Here is a 2,717-nt window from a genome sequence, read left to right on the forward strand (position 1 = left end):
GTATCCCCCGGCAGGCCGGAGTTCCGCAACAACGCCGTCTGACCGCCAATACCAAGGATGGCTGTTGCGGACCAACCGCGCCATGCCGCAGCGGCGGAGCCAAGCTTTTTCATCCGCGCTAGCAAAGCAATCTGGCCAAGGATTCGTCTTGGGACGGAAAATCGCCACGACCTTGCTGTTTCCGCCAGCCCCAAGCGGTGGACCGTGACATGCTTGGGCAGCTTCTGATCAAGCTGACATGGTTCGGCAGTCCCATGGCAGTCCCATGGCAGTCCATGGCAATACTATACACGAAATGCGACGAAAGGAACCAACGCAGTGGGGGCCTTCGCGTCAGGCCTTTCTGACATCGCGTCCTGCGGTGCTCATGGTGACGGCAGGTACGTCTCGACGCGATGGTGTCCTTCGGCTGCCCCTTGTCCTGCGTGTCGCGGGAAACGCCATAACGCGTCAACCCGAATTCCTGTTTCGACAGGATGAAATCCGACCGTGGCATAAAGCCCATACATCCGAACCTTCTCTTGCCGTTGCAGCATGTCATCTGCTAGCGATGGTTGATAAATAATGGTAAACGTCGCCTCAAGGGAGAGCTGTCGTGCGTGTTCGGCAGCGGGCCGTGTCCCGCCCTGCGTCACAGGGTCGGAAGGTTGAAAAGGGCAAGGTTATCGATGGGCGGAATGCAGGTCTGTCTTCAGCTTTTGCAGAATTTTATGGGTCTTTCACTGATGCCAGTTCCTTTTCTGTCCAACAGCAACAGCGAAAAACAATGCAGGTGGTAATCGCCGACGATGATGCCATGCAGCGGGTGTTCGCTTCCTCCGTCGTCAGCCGGATGGGGTATCAGCCCTTGCTGGCGGAAGACGGGCTTGCCGCGCTCAGGCTGATCGAGGAAAGCGGCGCATCCATCCTGCTCTGCGATCTGGACATGCCCGGCCTCAATGGCCACGAGGTGACGCGCCGCATCCGGCAGGCCGATCTGGGCCGGTATATCCACATCATCATGCTGACCGCCACCGATCAGGCACAGGAACTGCATCGGGCCCTGGAGGCGGGGGTGGACGACTTCATGACAAAGCCCCTGAATGCCGCCGTTCTGAAGATCAGGATCCGCGCCGCGGTCCGGCTGATCGAGCATGAGATCACGCTGTCCGAACGCAACCGTGCCCTGGAAGAGGCCAAGCAGCGCATCGAGCATGATCTGGACATTGCTGCCGAAGCGCAGCGTCGGCTGCTGCCAGACCTGGCAGGCCGGATCCGGGGATGCCGCTTTGCTTCAGCATTTGTTCCTTCGGCCTATGTGTCGGGCGACATGTTTGGCTGCCTGCCTCTGTCACGCGACCTGCTGGGTTTCTATGCCATCGATGTCGCAGGACATGGCGTCCATGCGGCGCTGATGTCGGTCGCCATCGGGCATCTGGTCACGACCGAATTCTTCGCAAGCCTGACGCTGTCGGGCGGCGGGACACCCGAACCCGCCGCCTTGGCGCGAGAACTGAACCTGCGCTTTTATCGCCATGACGGCACGGATTACTTCACCATGTTCTGTGGCATTCTCGATCAGCGGAACGCGCGGCTGCATTACTGCCAGGCCGGCTATCCCAGCCCCATCTTGGCCGCCCGGTGCGGCAGGACACAGATGCTGGGCGATGGCGGCTATCCCGTGGGCCTGCTGACCTCGGCAGGCTTCGAAAGCCAGGACATCGACATGCAGCCGGGCCAGATGCTGGTTCTCTGCTCGGATGGTGTTTCCGAGGCCGAAAATGCCAATGGCGAGGCCTTTGGCGACGACCGCCTGCAATCCCTGATCTCTCGCCACGCAGGAAGCGGGGCGACTGCCGTTCCCGCCGCAGTCGTGGCGGATCTGGCCGAATGGCGCCGGGGCCGCCCACTCGAAGATGATCTGACTGTTTTTGCCCTGGAAAGGAGCCTTTCCGCATGATCAAGACCCAACTGCACGATGGCGGCATCTGTGTCATCTCTCCCGAAGGGGACCGCCTGACTGCGGTGTCCTCGAACCAGTTCCGCCAGCAGGCATCGCAGCTGATCGACGACGGGCACAACCGCCTGATCATCGACCTGACTCAGGTCCGTTTCGTCGACTCTTCGGGGTTGGGGGCAATCGTCGGCCTGCTCAAGCGCGTCGGCAACCGGGGCGAGGTCGTCATCTGCGGCCTGACCGACGCGGTGCGGCAGATGTTCAAGATCACGCGGATGGAGCGGGTCTTTGCCACCTATTCCGATCCCGAGGCGGCCATCGCCGCGATGGAGCGGTAGCCATGTGTCCGCAGGGCCTGTCCATCGACAGCAGGCTTGATGCCATCGACGGGTTGATGGAACAGCTGTGCCGGCTGGCCAGCCCGACCCTGCCCGGCGATCGTCTGATCGCGATGGAAATCGTCCTGGTCGAGGCCCTGACGAACATCATCCTGCACGGGGAGAGCGGCCCGCAGGCAAAGATCGACCTGCTTGTTTCCACCGGGGCCGATGCCGTCACCATCGAGATCCGGGACGACGGCCGCCCGGTTCCAGAAGGGCTGTTCCAGGCCGCCCGAGATCCGGCCGAGATCGACCCCCTGGCCGAAAACGGTCGGGGCATCGCCCTGATCGCCAGCCTTTCGGACAGGCTGGATTATCATTCCGATGCGGAAGGAAACCGTCTGATCCTGACCTTCCTGACCGAGGAGGTCGCGTGAAACCCGGGCGGGTCCTGCCGCGCT

3 protein-coding genes are annotated in these 2,717 nt (G+C 61.9%); all 3 read left to right on the forward strand.

Annotated elements, in window-relative coordinates:
• Positions 1-766: 766 nt before the first annotated feature.
• From ACLHHB_RS06215 to ACLHHB_RS06225, 3 genes are read left to right on the forward strand one after another with little or no spacing between them, the layout of a single operon-like run.
• The gene (locus ACLHHB_RS06215; RefSeq protein WP_410217411.1) at positions 767-1,939 is read left to right on the forward strand and encodes a PP2C family protein-serine/threonine phosphatase; all 1,173 of its coding nucleotides are present in this window, start codon (positions 767-769) and stop codon (positions 1,937-1,939) included.
• Positions 1,936-2,274, forward strand: coding sequence for an STAS domain-containing protein (locus ACLHHB_RS06220; protein WP_410217412.1), 339 nt, complete (start codon positions 1,936-1,938; stop codon positions 2,272-2,274). The genes ACLHHB_RS06215 and ACLHHB_RS06220 overlap by 4 nt, the downstream gene beginning before the upstream one ends.
• A 2-nt stretch (positions 2,275-2,276) precedes the next feature.
• A complete protein-coding gene (locus ACLHHB_RS06225; protein ID WP_410217413.1) occupies positions 2,277-2,693 on the forward strand; it encodes an ATP-binding protein in 417 nt (138 codons plus the stop codon).
• The last annotated feature ends 24 nt before the right edge of the window (positions 2,694-2,717 follow it).

Source organism: Paracoccus sp. (in: a-proteobacteria), from assembly GCF_046462195.1.
GTDB lineage: Bacteria > Pseudomonadota > Alphaproteobacteria > Rhodobacterales > Rhodobacteraceae > Paracoccus.